Here is an 18,296-nt window from a genome sequence, read left to right as displayed (position 1 = left end):
AAGGTATTCCTTCATCACGGATACTAATAGTATCAATCAATCACCGAACTCAATCCCCTTTCTTTGGAGGGGGCTAGGGGGAGAAAAAAACGAGAACTATGTTTAAGAACTATATAAAAATCGCATGGCGAAACCTTTGGAAGAATAAAGGCTATAGCTTGTTGAATATTTTTGGTCTGGCAATAGGTATTACCTGTGCCGCTATGATTTTACTTTGGGTAGAAGATGAGGTTGGCTATGATAAAGATTTTGCAAAACAAGATGTGGTTTATTACATACCCACCAACCAACAATACGATGGAGAATGGAGAACATTTTTTGAAGCTACTCCGGGTCCGTTAGCAGAAATATTAAAGCAAGAAGTTCCTGGAATAGTAGGAGCTGCAAGAACAAAAAGTGAAGATTTTTTGTTTCAGGTAGATGATACCGCTATTAATAAAAACGGACGATATGCCGACCCTGATTTTTTAAGCATATTTAGTCTAACTTTTGTAGAAGGCAATCTAGAAACGGCTTTTAATGATGTTGATGCCATTGTAATTTCGCAAGAAACGGCTACCCAATTATTCGGTGAAAACATTTCGGCCATTAATAAGGTGGTGAAAATAAATAATGAAAATAATTATACCGTTTCTGGTGTCTATGAAGATTTACCAAACAACGTTACCTATACTTTTGATTGGTTGGCACCTTTTGAGCGTTTTGCTGAAGGTAAAGAGTGGGTAAATGGCTATGGTGCAAATTTCGCTGATACTTTTGTAGAATTGTCTCCAGAAGCAAATTTTGATATTGTCAATCAGAAAGTGAAAGCAATACTGCCTATGAAAACCGAAGATGATGAAACTTTCGCATTTTTATTTTCGATGAAAGATTGGCATTTAAGGTCATCTTTTGAGGGTGGAAAACAAATTGGAGGTCAAATTACTTATGTAAGGCTATTCAGTCTTATTGCAATAATCATTTTATTAATAGCCTGTATTAATTTCATGAATTTGGCGACTGCCAGAAGTGAAAAAAGAGCAAATGAAGTCGGAGTCCGTAAAGTATTGGGTTCTGGTAGAAAAGGACTGATATCTCAATTTATGGCAGAGGCTATTATCACTGCCGCGTTATCTGCAGTACTAAGTGTGCTGTTATTGAAATTATTGGTACCACAATTTAATATGATTATAGATAAACAACTAGAGTTAAGTTTGTTCAATGCCACGCATATTTTAACATTGATAGGCATTACCCTTTTTTGTGGTATTGTTGCGGGTTGGTATCCGGCATTCTATTTGTCTTCTTTTAAACCTGTTGATGTATTGAAGGGAGCACGAAAAACAAAAGGTAGCGCAACATTTATCAGAAAAGGATTAGTAGCTACTCAGTTTGTAGTATCCATAGTATTTATCATAAGTACCATAATTGTATACCAACAGGTACAACATGTAAAAGGGCGAGATTTAGGGTATAATAAAGAAAATCTTGTAAAAATACCTGTGACGGGAGATATGATTAAAAACTTCATTCCTATTGAGGAAGATATGGTTGCCTCCGGAATGATTGAAAGTATCGGACTCAATAATTCAGATATATTATCTGGCGGAAATAATACATCTGGCTTAGAATGGCAAGGGGGTGTTGATACCGAAAATGTATTGGTATCCGTTAGAAATATTACTTCAAATTTCTTTACTACTGCAGGTATGGAGATTATTGAGGGTAGAGGATTTAGCAATAATCCCGCTCAAGATAGTACCAACATTATTATCAGTGAATCTTTCGCAAAATTAATGGGTAGCGGTAGTGCTATTGGAAAAACAGTAGCTGAAGACTACCCTGTAATTGGTGTAGTAAAAGATTATTTATATGGTGATATGTACGGGTCTAGTGATCCGGTTATATTTTTTAATGACCCAAGTGAAGCACGTTTTATGTATGTAAAAGCGAAGTCTGGTATGGCAACAGCATCGGCCTTATCAGCTATGGAGACATCGTTGAAAAAGTTTAATCCTGCATTTCCTTTTGAATATGAATTTGTAGATGATACCTATAATGCCAAGTTTAAGAGTGAAAAATTAATCGGCAACCTATCTCAAATTTTTGCGCTACTAGCTATATTGATTTCTTGTTTAGGACTCTTCGGATTATCGGCCTTTACCGCAGATCAGCGTAGAAAAGAAATTGGGGTTCGTAAAGTTTTAGGGTCAAGTATATCGAGTATAGTAGGCTTGTTGTCAAAAGATTTTATGCAGTTGGTCGTTATCGCAATTTTAATAGCTTGTCCTCTTGCATGGCTATTAATGCAGAACTGGTTAGAAGGGTATTCTTACCGTATTTCTATAGATATATGGGCTTTTGTAATTGCAGGCGTTGTCGCCATTGTTATAGCATTAGTAACGATAAGTTTTCAAGCTTTAAAAGCGGCTAGGGCGAATCCTGTAAAAAGTTTGCGTACAGAATAAGGGCATTTATCATGATAACAAGACCCAAATTCAGAATTTATCTGTAAATATATTTTACACATTTTGTCTAAATATTTGACAGTTAAGATATTAGATTTTTATTTAAATAATTGCAAATCAGAAGTTTAGTTAATTGGCATGAAATTAGACTTCTCATTATTGTTGTCAATCATCATCATCAAATCACGCTAAGCAAAGTCTAAGCATCAAAAAGTAAAAATCATGTTTAAAAACTATCTAAAAATCGCCTGGAGGAGCTTAAAAAAGCAAGCCTTTTTTACTTTTCTAAATACATTCGGACTAGCCATTGGTATGGCTGGTGCATTGATTATTTCGCTATACATCTACGACGAGCTTAGTTATGATAAAATGTTTGCCGATGCAGATAGAATTTATCGCATAGATTCAGATATAAAATTTGGCGGAGCAGAAATCAAAGCAGGTGAATCTGCAGCACCAATGGCAGAAACATTAAAAAGAGATTATCCACAGGTAGAATCTTCAGTTCGTTTTAGAACGGTAGGTAGTATGTATGTGAAGAAAGTTGGAGGAGACAGAAGTGCTAAAGAAAACCAAATAACGTATGCCGATTCTACTGTTTTCGAGTTCTTTGGTATCGATTTAATTGCTGGTAATGCTAAAACAGCGTTGACGGGCACTAATTCTTTAGTACTTACCAAAACTGCCGCAGAGAAACATTTTGGTTCAACAGATGTTATTGGTCAGAATTTACTTTTAGATAATACCGATACATACACGGTAACCGGTGTAATAGATGACATGCCCAAGAATTCATATTTCAAAGACTATAGTGTGTTTTTGGCCATGGCGGGCAACGTGGCTTCGAGAGAAGATAATTGGGGCGGAAATAATTATTTTACGTTTATAAAACTAATACCGGGCGTGACGGCAGAAGATTTTCAAGAACCCTTGCAAGGCATGTTAGAGCGGTACATGTTACCATGGGCACAAAAATATTTTCCGGGTATGACGGCCGAGTCGTTTGCGGCATCGGGTAATTATATTCGGTACCACACAATGGCATTGACCGACATTCATTTACATTCCGACAAAAGTTCGGAAATGAGTGCGACAAGCAGTATCCAAAATATTTACATTCTTTCTTTTATTGGGCTGTTCTTAATCATCTTGGCAAGTGTAAATTTCATGAATTTATCTACGGCACACTCCTTAAAGAGAGCTAAAGAGGTCGGGGTAAGAAAGACCCTGGGCTCTAACAGAACGAACTTAATATTTCAATTTTTAACCGAATCAGGTTTAATAGCATTTTTGTCCCTAATAGCGGCACTATTAATTACATTAATAGCATTACCTCTTTTCAATAGCTTCACGGGTAAATCAATCGTAATTCCGTTTACTCAGCCTTTATTTTGGTTGGTGTTGTTGGTAGCTACCGTTTTACTGGGTGTTTTCTCGGGTAGTTACCCGGCATTTTTCATGTCAAGATTTACACCAGTTAAAAGCTTAAAAGGTGGTGCAACTGAAAGTGTAGGAAATGGCAGAGTACGTAATGCATTGGTCATCTTTCAGTTTTCAATATCGGTATTTCTAATCATAAGTACCTTGGTCGTATTTCAACAATTAAACTATATACAGAGCAAAGATTTGGGCTTTACCAAAGATCAAGTGTTGTTAATTAATGAAATAGGAGCACTAGGATCCAAGACCAAAGCTTTTAAAGAGCAAGTTGCTAAGATGGGTTATGTAGAGAGTGCCACGTTAAGCGATTACTACCCAACACCTTCTTGGCGATCAAATAGTTCGTTTTTTGAAGAGGGAGCAAGAGATCAAGAAAGTGCCATTCAAATGCAAGAATGGAACGTAGATTCCGATTATTTAAAAACTATGGAAATGGAAATAGTTGCTGGGCGCGATTTTAATCCGCAATATGCATCCGATTCTACGGCTATGATTATAAATGAAGCTACGTTGCCTATTATGAATGTAACGGCAGAACAAGCTTTAGGTATGCGAATATCAGAAGAAATAGAACTAGAAAATCCTACGTACTATACTATAATCGGAGTGGTCAAAGACTTTCATTATACGTCGTTACGTACCAATATTAGTGCACTAGGAATGCATTTGAATACTGATGCCGAAAATATGGCAGTTAGAATGAATAGTGGAAATTATACAAATAATATTGCGGCCATTGAAAGTATATGGAAGGCCATGGCGCCAGGTCAACCTTTCGATTATCGCTTTATGGACGAAGCTTATAATACGACTTACGAAGCTGAGCAAAAACTAAGTCAGATATTTTTCATTTTTACTTTACTATCCATTTTCATTGCTTGTTTAGGATTATTTGGATTAGCTGCCTTTAATGCTGAAAAGCGTACAAAAGAAATTGGCGTTAGAAAAGTATTGGGGGCTACTGTAAGTCAAATCTCATACCGACTTACGGTAGACTTTCTAAAATTGGTAGGTATAGCAATATTGGTTTCATTGCCAATAGGTTGGTTTGTTATGAATAAGTGGTTAGAAGATTTCTCGTACCGCATTGAAATCGGTGTCGGCATTTTCGCTTTGGCAGCAGTATTAGCAATAGTTGTAGCTATTGTCACGGTTAGTTATCAAAGTGTAAAAGCGGCAGTTGTAAATCCGGTAAAGAGTTTACGTTCAGAATAGCCATTTTATAGGTGGCAATTAGTCGTAATAAGTTGATACTAGGGGTAGTGTAACATTCTGATTTTTAATCGGTCTTTGTAAATATATTGTACATCTTTTGTCAAAATATTTTACACTCGGCATATCGGTTTTTATTTTAAACATTTGATAATCAGTATTTTGATAGTGTGGCACGAATTTAGACTTAAGTTTTACGTCATCAATCAACAATCAATTTTTAGCATAAGCTAATCATCAATCAAAAAACGAACAATCATGTTTAAAAACTATCTCAAAATAGCTTGGCGAAATCTCTTAAAGAACAAGGGATATACGTTTATCAATGTTGGCGGACTAGCCTTAGGTATGGCAGTAACCTTAATCATAGGGTTATGGATACAAGATGAGCTTTCGTACAATCGCTATTTTAAAAATAAAGATAGCCTTGCCCAGGTCTTTCAATCACAAACTTTTAATGGAGAAACAGGTACAGGACCTGCAATACCTAGACCATTAGAAAAAGGCTTGCGAGACGGTTATGGCGATAATTTTAAGCATTTGATTATGTGCTCTTGGACTAATGATCACTATCTAAAATATGGTGATAAAAATATATCTAGACCAGGCAATTATATGCAAAAAGCTGGTATAGAAATGTTTGGTTTAAACATTATAAAAGGAGAAAAAGACGGGTTAAGAGAAATTAATTCTATCATGCTTTCTAAATCTACGGCAGATGCTCTGTTTGGTAATGAAGACCCTATCGGCAAAATAATTACGGTAAGTAATGAACATAAGATGAATGTAAGTGCTGTGTATAGCGATATACCGGTAAACAATTCTTTTAATGATACCGATTTTGTAATTCCGTGGGAAAAGTATTTAGCCAATAATGAATGGATACGAAATGCAGAAGATCAATGGGGTAACAATTCATTTCAGATGTTTGTACAATTGGCAGATAATGTAACTTTTGATAAAGTAAATAGTACGATCAAGAATGTAAAGAAAGACCTAAATGAAGATACAGCGCAATTCAACCCTCAGATATTTCTTTTCCCGATGGAAGAATGGTATTTACGTGGCAATTTTGAAAATGGAAAACAAGTAGGAGGTCGAATTAAGTATGTTTGGCTTTTTGGTATTATTGGGGCTTTTGTACTGCTTTTGGCATGTATAAATTTCATGAATTTAAGTACCGCAAGGTCAGAGAAAAGAGGTAAAGAAGTAGGTATAAGAAAATCAATAGGGTCACAAAGAGGACAGTTAATTTATCAGTTTTTAAGTGAATCTTTTATAGTTGTATTATTTGCTTTCGTAGTTGCTATTTTACTAGTGCTACTCTCATTAAACGGCTTCAATGAACTTTCTAAAAAAGAGATTGTATTTCCTTGGGGTAATGGAGTTTTTTGGGGAGTTTCATTGCTGTTCATTTTGTTTACATCATTGTTGGCAGGTAGTTATCCGGCATTATATCTTTCATCCTTTAAGCCAGTAGATGTTTTAAAAGGCACCTTTAAAACAGGAAAATATGCAGGTTTGCCAAGAAAAATATTGGTTGTGGTTCAGTTTACGGTTTCCGTGGCATTTATTATTGGTACTGTAATAGTTATGCAACAAATCAACTTTGCTAAAAATAGACCTGTAGGGTACGATAAAGAAGGTTTAATTCAGGTGCCGACATTCAGTCAAGATTTTGTTGGTAAGTATGATTTAATGCGAACTGAATTTTTGGGGTCAGGTGCAGTGATAGAAATGTCAACATCTAGTAGTCCAACAACGCAAATATGGTCCAATAGAGGTGGTTTTACTTGGGAAGGAAAGCCAGAAGGTTTTCAAGAAGATCTAGCTTGGACAGAAGTGTCTCCAGAATACGCAAAATCGCTAAATATGAAAATAGTAGAAGGAAGAGATTTCTCTAGAGATTTTGCTACAGATTCTTTGGGGGTGTTAATTAATGAAACTGCTAAGAAATATTTGGGAATGGAGAATCCGGTAGGTCAGTTGTTAAGAGATGATGATGAAGAAGACCCTAATCCACCATTAAAAATAATAGGTGTTGTTCAAGATATGATTACCCAATCACCCTATGAACCAGTAAAACAAGGGGTATATGTGTATGATAGAAATGACAATGCTAGTTATTATAACATGAGGTTGAACCCTAACCAAAGTGCTACCCAGAACATAGCTACCATACAAAATGTATTTAAAGAACACTTTCCAGATATCCCATTTGAGTATGATTTTGTTGATGGGGAATATGGAGAAAAATTTGCATCTGAAGAACGGATAGGAACACTCTCTGGAGTATTTACAGCACTTGCAATATTAATAAGTTGTTTGGGCTTATTTGGCTTAACGTCATTTGTGGCAGAGCAGCGAAAGAAAGAAATAGGGGTAAGAAAAGTTTTGGGAGCCTCTATTTTTAATGTATGGAATATGTTGTCTAAAGACTTTTTAAAATTGGTGATTATCTCTTGTCTTATAGCGGTGCCCATAGCTTATTTTGTAATGAACGGTTGGCTACAAGAGTACCCATATAGAGTAATTCTAAAATGGTGGATTTTCGCAATAGCCATAGTAGGTGCTATGTTTGTGACCCTTCTAACCGTTAGCTTTCAAGCTATAAAAGCAGCAAAAGCGAATCCTGTAAAAAGTTTGAGAACCGAGTAAAACTATACTGATATGTTACGTAATTATTTAAAAATAGCTTTTCGTAATATTTGGAAAAATAAGACATTTTCCCTGATTAATATATTTGGTCTCTCAATTGGTTTGAGTGCTTCTTTCGTAATCGGAGCAATGGTTTTTTATGATTTGACTTTTGATAAATTTCATAAAGATGGAGATAGAATTTATAGGGTCACTACTTCGTTCGAAGGTACTTCTGGCGTATTTCATAATGCAGGTGTAACAGTCCCATTAGCTCAAGAACTTAAAAATTTGAAGATGGAAGAACTTGAAACAGTGACTCCATTTTTCACCACATATCCTTTACATGTTGAAAATAAGGAAACGGGGAATAAATTTAAAAACCCTGCTTTTGTAATCTATACCGAACCATCTTATTTTAAAACTTTTGAGTATGATTGGTTGGTAGGCGATTTAAATAGTTCCTTAACTGAACCTAATATGGTGGTTTTGTCAGAAAAAAGAGCTAGAAAATATTTTCCTAATCAAGAGTTAGACGAGATTGTGGGCAAATCATTGGTGTACAATGATACCATAGCTGTAACTATTTCTGGTATTATTGCAGGTTTTGATCGACGTACAGATATTGTTTTTGAAGAATTCATTTCCTTAAAAACTTCCGTTAATCAAGATATGACCAATGCAGTTAATGAAGCAGGATGGGACAATACAAATTCAGCATCTCAATTATTTCTTAAACTTTCAGAAAATGCTATTACAAATAATGTTCAAAAAACACTAACACGAATTGCAAAAGAACATGATGAACCAGAAAATTCGCATTCGGGTGCTAGTAAAAGTAGGTTCATGTTACAGCCTTTAGGCGATATTCATCTAAACCCTAATTATGGAACCTTCGATTTTAATGAAAGTAGAACAACAAAGGCGGCGTTAAAAAGTCTTCTATTATTAGCATTTATTTTGTTGATATTAGGATGTATTAACTTCATTAATTTAAATACGGCTCAAGCAATAAAAAGAGCAAAAGAAATAGGTATTAGAAAAACTTTAGGTAGTTCGAGATCACAATTGATAGTTCAATATTTAGGAGAAACATTTTTATTGACATTGTCGGCAGCAGTACTTTCAATATTTATCTCAAAATGGCTATTAATTTTATTTTTAGATTTTATTCCTGCCGGATTAAGTTTCGATATTTTTTTAAACCCATGGTTATTGTCAGGTGTTTTTCTGTTACTTTTTTTAGTAACGGTTTTATCTGGTTTTTATCCTGCTTTAGTTATGTCTAAATACAAACCTGTTTCAGTATTTAAACAGCAAATCATACCTAATTCTGATAAAGGCTCTTTAAGAAAGTATTTGACGGTATTTCAATTTGTAATTGCGCAAGTGTTTATTATAGCTACGCTGATGGTAGGTAAGCAGTTGAACTATATTATGAAAAAGGACATGGGCTTTAAGACAGAGGCAATTGCATATTTTAAAACTCCATGGCAAGATACATCGGCTGTAAAACGAACAAGATTTGTAAATAGAATACAAGATTTGGCAGGCATATCAAATGTGGTACTCGCAGGTAATCCTCCCGCTTCATTTTCTACTATGACCATGGATGTGAAATACATAAAAGATAGTACAGAAGTAAATTCATATCTACACCTAATGTATGGTACTGCCAACTATTTTGATTTATATAATTTAAAGCTACTAGCCGGTAGAATGCCTTTGAATGATTCTATAAGTGAGTACGTGGTGAATAAATCATATTTGAAAGCTGTAGGTGTAGAAAATGCTGTAGATATAGTCGGCAAAAATTTAATAGTTGATGGTGATAATTTGCCTATAGTTGGAGTCATGGAAGATTTTAATCAACACTCTTTAAAATACGGTGTAGCACCGATGGCATTAACAGGCAGTTCTTACAGTGGTAAATGGACACAATACAAAACCATTCATTTTAAATTAAATAGTAATGAAACAGCTGATTGGTCTAAAACTATTTATGGAATAGAAAATATTTGGAAGGATATATACCCAGAATCTGATTTTGAATATGCTTTTATGGATGATACTGTTAAGCAGTTTTATGAAAGTGAGCAAAAAACATCGATACTCTTACAATGGGCGACTGGGTTAGCAATTCTTATTAGTTGTTTAGGTTTATTAGGTTTGGTTATACACACAACCGAACGCAGAAGAAAAGAAATAGGAATCCGAAAAATACTCGGGGCTAATCTATTCCAATTAAATTATTTATTGTCAAAAGATTTTTTAAAACTGGTTTTCATCGCTTTTGTAATTGCAGCACCGATTGCATGGTACGGACTACATAATTGGTTAGAAGAATTTGCAACTAAAACAGATTTAAGTTGGTGGATTTTCGCTCTGAGTGGAATAGCAATGGTCGTCATCTCATTATTAATTATGACTATTAAAACCTTAAATTCAGCAAAGGCCAACCCTGTAAAAAGTCTAAGATCCGAGTAGTTTAAAATCATCAATCATATAAAATCAAATCATGTTTAAAAACCATTTAAAAATTGCTTGGCGTAACCTAAAAAAGAACCGCTTGTTTTCGGTAATCAATATTTTGGGTCTTTCCATAGGGTTGGCAGTAACTTTGACCTTGTTCATCTTTATACGACATGAGCAGAGTTTTGATATGATGTACATTAATGCAGACAATATTCAACGTGTGCTATTACATACTGATGGTGACAACGGTCAAGAAATTTGGGCTACGGTGCCGCCGTCATTGGGTCCTACTATGATGACCGACGTTGCCAATGTTGAATATGCTGCTAGAACTTTGAAAAATGATTTTGGGGGTACTGCGTCATTAAGGGTATTGCAGCAAAATTTCACAGAAAATAACCTCTTTTGGGTAGATGCTGAGCTTTTACATATTTTCGATGTTCCATTTGTAAAAGGCAAGGCAAAAGGTGCGTTAGACCGCCCTAATACGGCAGTTTTATCAGAAACAACAGCTAAAAAGTATTTTGGCACAACAGACCCAATTGGCAAAACCTTTACTGTAGATGGTAGGTATGAACTAGAGGTGACAGGTGTTTATAAAGACTTTGCTAAAAACAGCACACTAGATTGTAATATAATGGCCTCGGGAATAACTACAGGTTTTTTTAAGAACCCTTCTTGGAATAATGCCAGTTTTGAAACTTATTGTTTACTAAAGCCCAATACCGATTTGGCATCTACAGAATTACAGTTGCAGGAAATGTTGAATAAGAATATGGAAAAGGAAAATCAGTGGTACACCTTTTCTCTGCAACCTATGAAAGATGTCCACTTATATTCTTCTGGCTATGATAATGCATATGCAAGTAGAATAGGTGATATAAAAGAAGTACGTAACCTCATATACTTGGCACTTTTAATTCTCTTAATTGCCTGTATCAATTATATGAACCTGACAACAGCTCGTTCTCAAAAACGAGCGAAAGAAGTAGGCATCAGTAAGACTTTGGGTTCGTCGTCAAGTAGTCTTGTACTTCGGTTTTATATGGAAACAGGCTTGGTGACGCTAATTTCTCTCGTAATTGGGGCATTATTGACTTCTGCCGCAATGCCTATTTTTAATGCTATAACTGGTCAGGATTTAAGCACGGATTTGTTATTGAATTTTGAATTTTTGATAAGCTTGTTAGCAATATGGTTGGTGGTAACATTGATATCAGGATTATATCCAGCACTATACTTATCTCAGTTTAAGCCGGTAATAGTATTAAAATCCTCTATTGTTCAAAGCAAAGGAAATATTTTTATACGAAAAGGTTTGGTGGTATTTCAATTTGCTGCTTCGGTAGTATTGATAGTTGGTGTATTGATGATTTCTGAGCAAATGGATTTTATACGAAACCAAAAATTAGGTTTTGATGCCGAAAATGTAGTCGCTATTTCCATAAATGGAATAAAAGGAACTGAGAAAAAGGATGCCTTGGTATCAGAATTGAAAGGTTTAGGCAATGTTTCTTCGGTCTCCTTAGCACAGGGCTTTCCGGGAATGGAGGTTAGTGGTAGATCTTTGAGTAAAAATGAAGATGATAAAGAAAGTTTGAACATACAGACCAATGTTACCGATGCTTCTGTTATTGATGTACTGCAATTAAAGCTACTAGCCGGGCGTTCACTGCCAATATTTAAAAAAGAAGAAGACCCTCTTGTAGAAGTGGTGTTGAACAAAAAAGCAGTCGATTATCTTGGCTATACTCCCGAAGAAGCTATAGGTAAAACGATATTTATATCAGTACCAAATACTATTGTAGGTGTGGTCGATGATTTCAACTTTGCCTCATTGCATGAGCCTATAGGAGCTTATGCCTTTCATAATAATACAGGTGAGCGTAAATCGTTTGCATTGGTTAGATATAAGATTGTAGCAAATAGTACTACCATCGATCAGTTAGAGACAGTATTTAAAAATGTAGCACCCAACACTGCTTTTGAGTATAGTTTCTTGGATAATAATCTTGAAAAACTATATGTACGTGAAAGACGTGCTGCTAAAGTTGGTTTTATTTTTTCAATGTTAGCCATTTTTATTGCTTGTTTGGGGCTTTTCGGTTTAGCGGCTTTTGTGGGCGAGCAGCGTAAAAAGGAAATAGGTATTCGAAAGGTATTAGGGGCTAGTATCATGGGTATTACACAAATGCTGTCCAAAGATTTTGTAAAACTGGTTTTTATTGCCATGCTCATTGCTTTTCCAGTAGCGTATTGGTTAATGGATAAATGGTTATCCAATTTTGCATTTCATGTAGATATGAGTTATTCGGTATTTATCATCGCAGGCATTTCAGCCTTGGTTATAGCCCTTTTTACAATCAGTTTTCAATCGGTCAAGGCAGCATTAAGTAACCCTATTAAGAGTCTAAGAGCCGAGTAGTTAATAATCATCAATCAATCTTTATAAAATCAAATCATGTTTAAGAATTATATAAAAATCGCTTGGCGAAACTTAATTAAAGACAAGCTTAATACAGGGTTAAATGTAATAGGTTTATCGGTTGCATTTGCAGTTGCAATATTGTTAGGTATGGCTGCAATGTATCAACTATCATATGACGGTTTTCATGAAAACGGAGATTCAATCTATAAGATTGTAAAAACCCAACAAACTCCAAAAGGACCGCAGGCAGGCACTGTTCATCCAGCTCCATTTGCGACAAAATTAAAAACAGAGGTGCCAGGCGTAAAACGTATAACAAGGTATTTACAAGATGGTACACTGGCGATTCTGGGCGATAAGGAAATGGATATGAACATAATTTGGGTAGATAAAGATTTCTTTTCCATGTTCAGTTTACCAATAATAAACGGAGACCAAAATGAACCTTTAGGCGATGTGTCTTCTATAGTATTAACCGAAAAAGCAGCAGTTAGTTTATTTGGTACTACAGCGATAGTAGGTGAAAGTTTTAATTTATTGGTTGAGGGAAAAGAAAAACCATTTACCGTAAGTGCCGTAGCTAAAGACAATGTGCCAGAAAGTAATCTAGAATTTCAAATGGCAGCGCAATTCGAAGGTCACCATGAGTATTTGAATAATAAAGATAATTGGGATGCGAATTATCATGATGTATATATAGAGTTAGAAGATGGTGTTACTGCATCAAGTTTTAAAAAAAGCAGCCAGTCGTATATAGATTCACATTATGAGAAGGCTATAAGTGAGTTGAAAAGAGATGGTGCCTCTGCCGATGTAAATGGCAGATATATGAATTTAGATATGATTCCGTTGACTGACGTACATTTTTTGAGTCTTAAAAACGGATTTGTAGAAGTAAGTAGAAGCTTGCCCTATTTAATACTTGGTGTTGCCTTTTTGATATTATTCATCGCATGTGTCAATTATGTAAACATGAGTATTGCCAAATCTGCTAAAAGATTAAAAGAAATTGGCATGCGAAAAACATTGGGTGCTCAAAAAAAACAATTGTTTTTTCAATTTTGGAGCGAAAGTCTATTCGTTTTTCTAGTATCCATTTGTATTGGTGTAGTGTTGAGTTTTGCTTTTGTAAATGAGTTTAAAACAACCTTTAATACCAATGTAAATGTAGATATGCTTTTGAAACCAACATTTTTACTTGTGTTGTTAGGTGTGGTAATTCTAATAACAATTTTTGTTGGCGGCTACCCAGCATTATTAATGAGTCGTTTAGGTACAATTCAATCTTTAAAAGGAATACTAGAATCAACAGGTAGTAATAGGGTAAGAGATATACTTATGGTATTTCAATTCGGAATCGCCATTTTATTGATAACGGGTACGTTGGTATTATGGGGTCAAATTGACTATATGCGAAACATAGATTTAGGTTACGATAAAGAACAGGTAATTTCATTTCCGTTAAACGGAAAACGAAATAGTAACGATGTTGTCGATTTATTGAGAGATGAATTAAAGGGTAATCCCAATATTATTTCCATTAGTGGTGCCGATAATAATTTAGGATTAGGTAGAGATGGCAGCAGGTCTACCAGTAAAATAGGATTTGAATTTGAAGGTAGGGCTGTGATTACTAATTTTTTGGTCGTAGACCATGAATTTGTTCAAACCTTGGGTATTGATTTGGTTCGAGGGCGAAATTTCGAAAGTGCTTCAGATAGTTTAGGCGTGATCATAAACGAGGCTATGGCTAAAGAGCTTGGGGTAGAAGATCCTTTATTGGCTCAGTTAGAATTAGACGATGGAAAATATTATCCTGTTTTGGGAGTAGTAAAAGATTATAATTTCAATGATTTGGATAGGGCAATAGAACCGATTACATTTTACATGACCAGAGATTGGGGTGTTACTTATGCATATGCAAAAGTAGGGCCTAACCATATGGCGGCATCTTTTGATATTTTAGAAAGTACCTGGAAAAAATTAGAGCCTAATGCCGAATTTTTAGGATCTTTTTTAGATGAGAACGTTGATAGAACTTTTAATAGGGAGAAGACCACGGCAAAAATGATTTCAAGTGGTTCTATATTAGCTATTATCTTAAGTTGCATGGGGCTTTTTGCCATGTCTTTATTAATTGTCTCGCAACGCACAAAAGAAATCGGTATTAGAAAAGTGGTTGGGGCGAGCGTTGGTTCTATCACCTATATTCTTACTAAAGATTTTTTGAAATTGGTTTTTGTTGCATTTATCATAGCTTCTCCAATTTCATGGTGGGTAATGCAAGAGTGGTTGCAAAACTATACGTATAGAATAGATTTGAGTATTTGGTTTTTTATTGGCGCAGGTGCAATTGCCGTAATAATTGCAATGCTTACTATTGGGTCGCGAACCATAAGAGCAGCAAGAGCCAACCCTGTAAAAAGTCTAAAAACAGAGTAAAAACTAAACAGATATGCTACGTAGTTATTTGAAAATCGCACTAAGGTATTTGTCTAAGAATAAGCTTTATTCTTTCATTAATATTTTTGGCTTGGCTATAGGTATAGCTTCTTTTGTGCTTATTATGCTCTATATCAATTATGAGCAGAGCTATGATAAATTTGAAGGATCCGAAAATATATATCGCGTGTATATGGATTATTTGGAGGGCGAAACCTTTGTACCTGGTGATGCACAAACTTATAATCTTTCTGGTCCAACTTTAAAAAGTGAGTTCCCAGAAGTGTTGGATTATGTTCGATTCTTTTATTTTGAAAAAATGACGTTCCAATTGGGCGAACGAATATTTGAGCAGCCCTTGGGTTCTTTGGCAGATCCTTCTTACTTTGATATTTTTAACTATCCATTATTAAAAGGAGAGAAGGAAAAGGTACTTTCTCAACCTTATTCAATAGTCCTTTCAAAATCATTTGCTCAGAAGTTGTTTGGGAATGAAAATCCTCTACAGAAAACCATTTCAGCATTTAGAGATGGTAAAGAAGCTGTGCTTACCGTAACGGGGGTAATGGATGATATTCCTAAAAATGCTCATTACAGAAATACTTTTTTAATCTCTTACGAAACTGAAAAAACATGTACAGACTGGGGTCCGAAAGCGCATGAACTTAATTGGAATGCTAACAATTATTATACTTTTATAAAATTAGACCCAAATACGAATGCAGATGTGTTGCGGCAAAAGATAATTGAAAGCGATATTGAAGAAGATACGGAAGAACAACATAATATAGAGCCTATTGAAGACATACATCTATATTCAAATAAGCCTTATGAAGTTTCTGCAAATGGTAGTATTACCCGTGTAAAGTTTCTTATGGCGATCGCCTTTATTATTCTTATTCTTTCTTGGTTAAACTATGTAAACCTTTCTGTAACTAAATCGATGGAGCGGGCAAAGGAAACAGGTATTCGTAAGGTGTCTGGCGCCCAAAAATCGCAATTGATTATTCAATCTTTATTTGAATCAATATTGTTGAACCTAATTGCTATTATATTATCGTTATTATTAGTGGTTATAGTTTTGCCGTTGTACAATGGTATCACAGGAAAGGGGCTTAATTTACAGTTAGGGAGTTTGTCGGCTTTCTTACCTTATTTTCTTTTTATTCTATTCGGTATGGTTGCTGCGGGTCTTTACCCAGCTCTTTTGTTAAGTAGTTATTCTCCAATAAAAGCACTAAAAGGTAAAATACAGACTTCATCACAAGGCTTGGTAATTCGAAAAGGACTTATTGTAGCTCAGTTTTTAGCGACGATTGTTTTGTTAATCGGCACTATTGTGGTAACCAAACAAATTAGTTTCTTAGAAAGCCAGCCCATAGGTACTGACATTAATCAAGTTATAGCATTAAAGGGCGAAGTGGTAACGACTAAGCCAGATTCTTTACTTATAAATGAGTATAAGGTTTTAGAAGAAGAGTTAAAGAAATTACCATTTGTAGAAAAAATTGCGATTGCGCAAAGTTACCCTGGTGATAGTTTTGATAATCTATCATCTACCCGAGGCATATTATTGCCAAATGGTATTAAAGAAGATGATAAATTATTCTACACATATCATGTACAACCAGATTATTTTGATTTGGTGGATATCGAATTTTTAGCTGGTGGTACTTTTCTACCTTCATCAAATTTCGATGGAAAACAGGTAGTGGTTAATGAAACTTTTCTAAAGAATATGGGCATTTCTTCCTGTGATGAAATACTAAATAAAACGGTAGGTTTCTGGGGAGAAAATGAATGGAGGGTAACAGGTGTTATTAAGGATTATTACCATTTTGGGTTGAAAAGTCCTTTATTGCCCATGGTTATTAGATATGAGCGTGATGTAAATAATATTTTAATAAAATTAGATGCTTCTGCTGCGTCGGTTACAGGTTTTGAATCTTCCATCGCACAGATAAAATCCGAATGGACTAAAATATTTCCAAAAAGCACCTTTAACTATACATTTTTAGATCAAAAGTTTGAGGCACAATATCAAGAAGATAAATCTTTTGGGGCTGCTTTTCAGGTATTTACTTTACTAGCTATATTGATTGCAGCAATGGGTCTTTTTGGTCTAACTTCATACACTGTTGTACAACGAAAAAAAGAAATTGGTATCCGTAAAGTAAATGGAGCCACAATACCTCAAGTTCTTACACTTTTAAATAAAGACTTTGTAAAATGGATTGGTGTGGCATTTGTTATTGCAGTACCTATTTCTTGGTATGTTATGAGTCAATGGCTTGAAGGGTTTGCTTATAGAACAACATTTAGTTGGTGGGTGTTCGCGCTTGCAGGAATTTCAGCACTTTTAATTGCATTATTAACAGTAAGCTGGCAAAGCTTTAATGCCGCAGTCGCTAACCCAGTAGAATCTTTAAGGGATGAATAATAATTATTAAAAAGTATAAAAACGTTTAGTTTAAAAGCACCAACAAATCACCAATAAACTATTTTACTAACACACTAACACACTAATTCACTAAATAAGATGTTATTACAATTAAGAAATGTTTTTAAATGGGTTCAGCAAGGCGGTCAACGTATTTTTTTGCTGAAAGATATTAATTTAGAAGTAGCCGAAGGGGAGTTTATTTCAATCATGGGTCCGTCGGGATCAGGGAAATCTACATTGCTGAATGTTATTGGTATGCTCGATACTTTTGATGAAGGCGAGTATGATTTTCTAAGTGAATCGGTTCATACGTTAAAAGAGAAATATCGCTCTAATTTGTATAAGGAGTATATCGGCTTTGTATTTCAATCATATCACCTGTTAGATGATTTAACGGTTGAAGAAAATTTAGAAATGCCATTGTTGTACAAAAAGATAAAAGGATCTGAGCGCAAAGCTCTGGTTGCAGATATGTTGGATAGATTTAATATTGTCGGTAAAAAAGATTTATTCCCGACACAATTAAGTGGTGGTCAGCAGCAGTTAGTAGGTGTAGCCCGTGCATTAATAGGTAAGCCCAAATTGATTCTAGCAGATGAACCAACAGGAAACTTAAATTCGCAGCAAAGTGAAGAAATCATGGAGCTTTTTAAGAAGTTGAATGAGGAAGAAGGAGTCACTATTATTCAAGTAACACACTCCGAAAAAAATGCGGAATACGGTTCAAGAATTATCAACCTTTTAGACGGTAGAAAGATTTAGTTATCTAAAT

Annotated in this window: 8 protein-coding genes; all 8 read left to right on the top strand. The window is 35.0% G+C overall.

What is annotated here, in order from left to right:
• Positions 1–98 precede the first annotated feature (98 nt).
• The 8 genes from ACPF9A_RS07195 (at position 99) to ACPF9A_RS07160 (ending at position 18,286) form a co-directional block, all read left to right on the top strand.
• A complete protein-coding gene (locus tag ACPF9A_RS07195; protein ID WP_424003014.1) occupies positions 99–2,447 on the top strand; it encodes an ABC transporter permease in 2,349 nt (782 codons plus the stop codon).
• A 222-nt stretch (positions 2,448–2,669) separates the two neighbouring features.
• Complete coding sequence (locus tag ACPF9A_RS07190; RefSeq protein WP_424003012.1) at positions 2,670–5,102, top strand: ABC transporter permease; 2,433 nt, start codon at positions 2,670–2,672, stop codon at positions 5,100–5,102.
• A 255-nt stretch (positions 5,103–5,357) separates the two neighbouring features.
• Complete coding sequence (locus ACPF9A_RS07185) at positions 5,358–7,757, top strand: ABC transporter permease (protein WP_424003010.1); 2,400 nt, start codon at positions 5,358–5,360, stop codon at positions 7,755–7,757.
• A gap of 12 nt (positions 7,758–7,769) precedes the next feature.
• Entirely contained in the window at positions 7,770–10,223 is a 2,454-nt protein-coding gene (locus ACPF9A_RS07180; RefSeq protein WP_424003008.1) for an ABC transporter permease, read from the top strand.
• Positions 10,224–10,254: 31 nt separating this feature from the next.
• The gene (locus tag ACPF9A_RS07175; RefSeq protein ID WP_424003006.1) at positions 10,255–12,636 is read left to right on the top strand and encodes an ABC transporter permease; all 2,382 of its coding nucleotides are present in this window, start codon (positions 10,255–10,257) and stop codon (positions 12,634–12,636) included.
• Positions 12,637–12,672: 36 nt separating this feature from the next.
• Positions 12,673–15,081 carry an FtsX-like permease family protein gene (locus ACPF9A_RS07170; RefSeq protein ID WP_424003004.1) on the top strand — a complete coding sequence of 803 codons (2,409 nt, stop codon included), beginning with the start codon at positions 12,673–12,675 and terminating at the stop codon, positions 15,079–15,081.
• A gap of 13 nt (positions 15,082–15,094) precedes the next feature.
• Entirely contained in the window at positions 15,095–17,521 is a 2,427-nt protein-coding gene (locus tag ACPF9A_RS07165) for an ABC transporter permease (RefSeq protein ID WP_424003002.1), read from the top strand.
• A 99-nt stretch (positions 17,522–17,620) separates the two neighbouring features.
• Positions 17,621–18,286 (top strand): ABC transporter ATP-binding protein, encoded by a 666-nt coding sequence (locus tag ACPF9A_RS07160; protein ID WP_424003000.1) that lies wholly within the window; start codon positions 17,621–17,623, stop codon positions 18,284–18,286.
• Positions 18,287–18,296: the final 10 nt, after the last annotated feature.

The organism is Maribacter sp. IgM3_T14_3 (genome assembly GCF_049603095.1).
In the GTDB taxonomy this organism is placed as follows: Bacteria; Bacteroidota; Bacteroidia; order Flavobacteriales; family Flavobacteriaceae; genus Maribacter.
The sequence above is the reverse complement of the archived record's forward strand: the minus strand, read 5'-3'. Positions and strand labels throughout refer to the sequence as shown.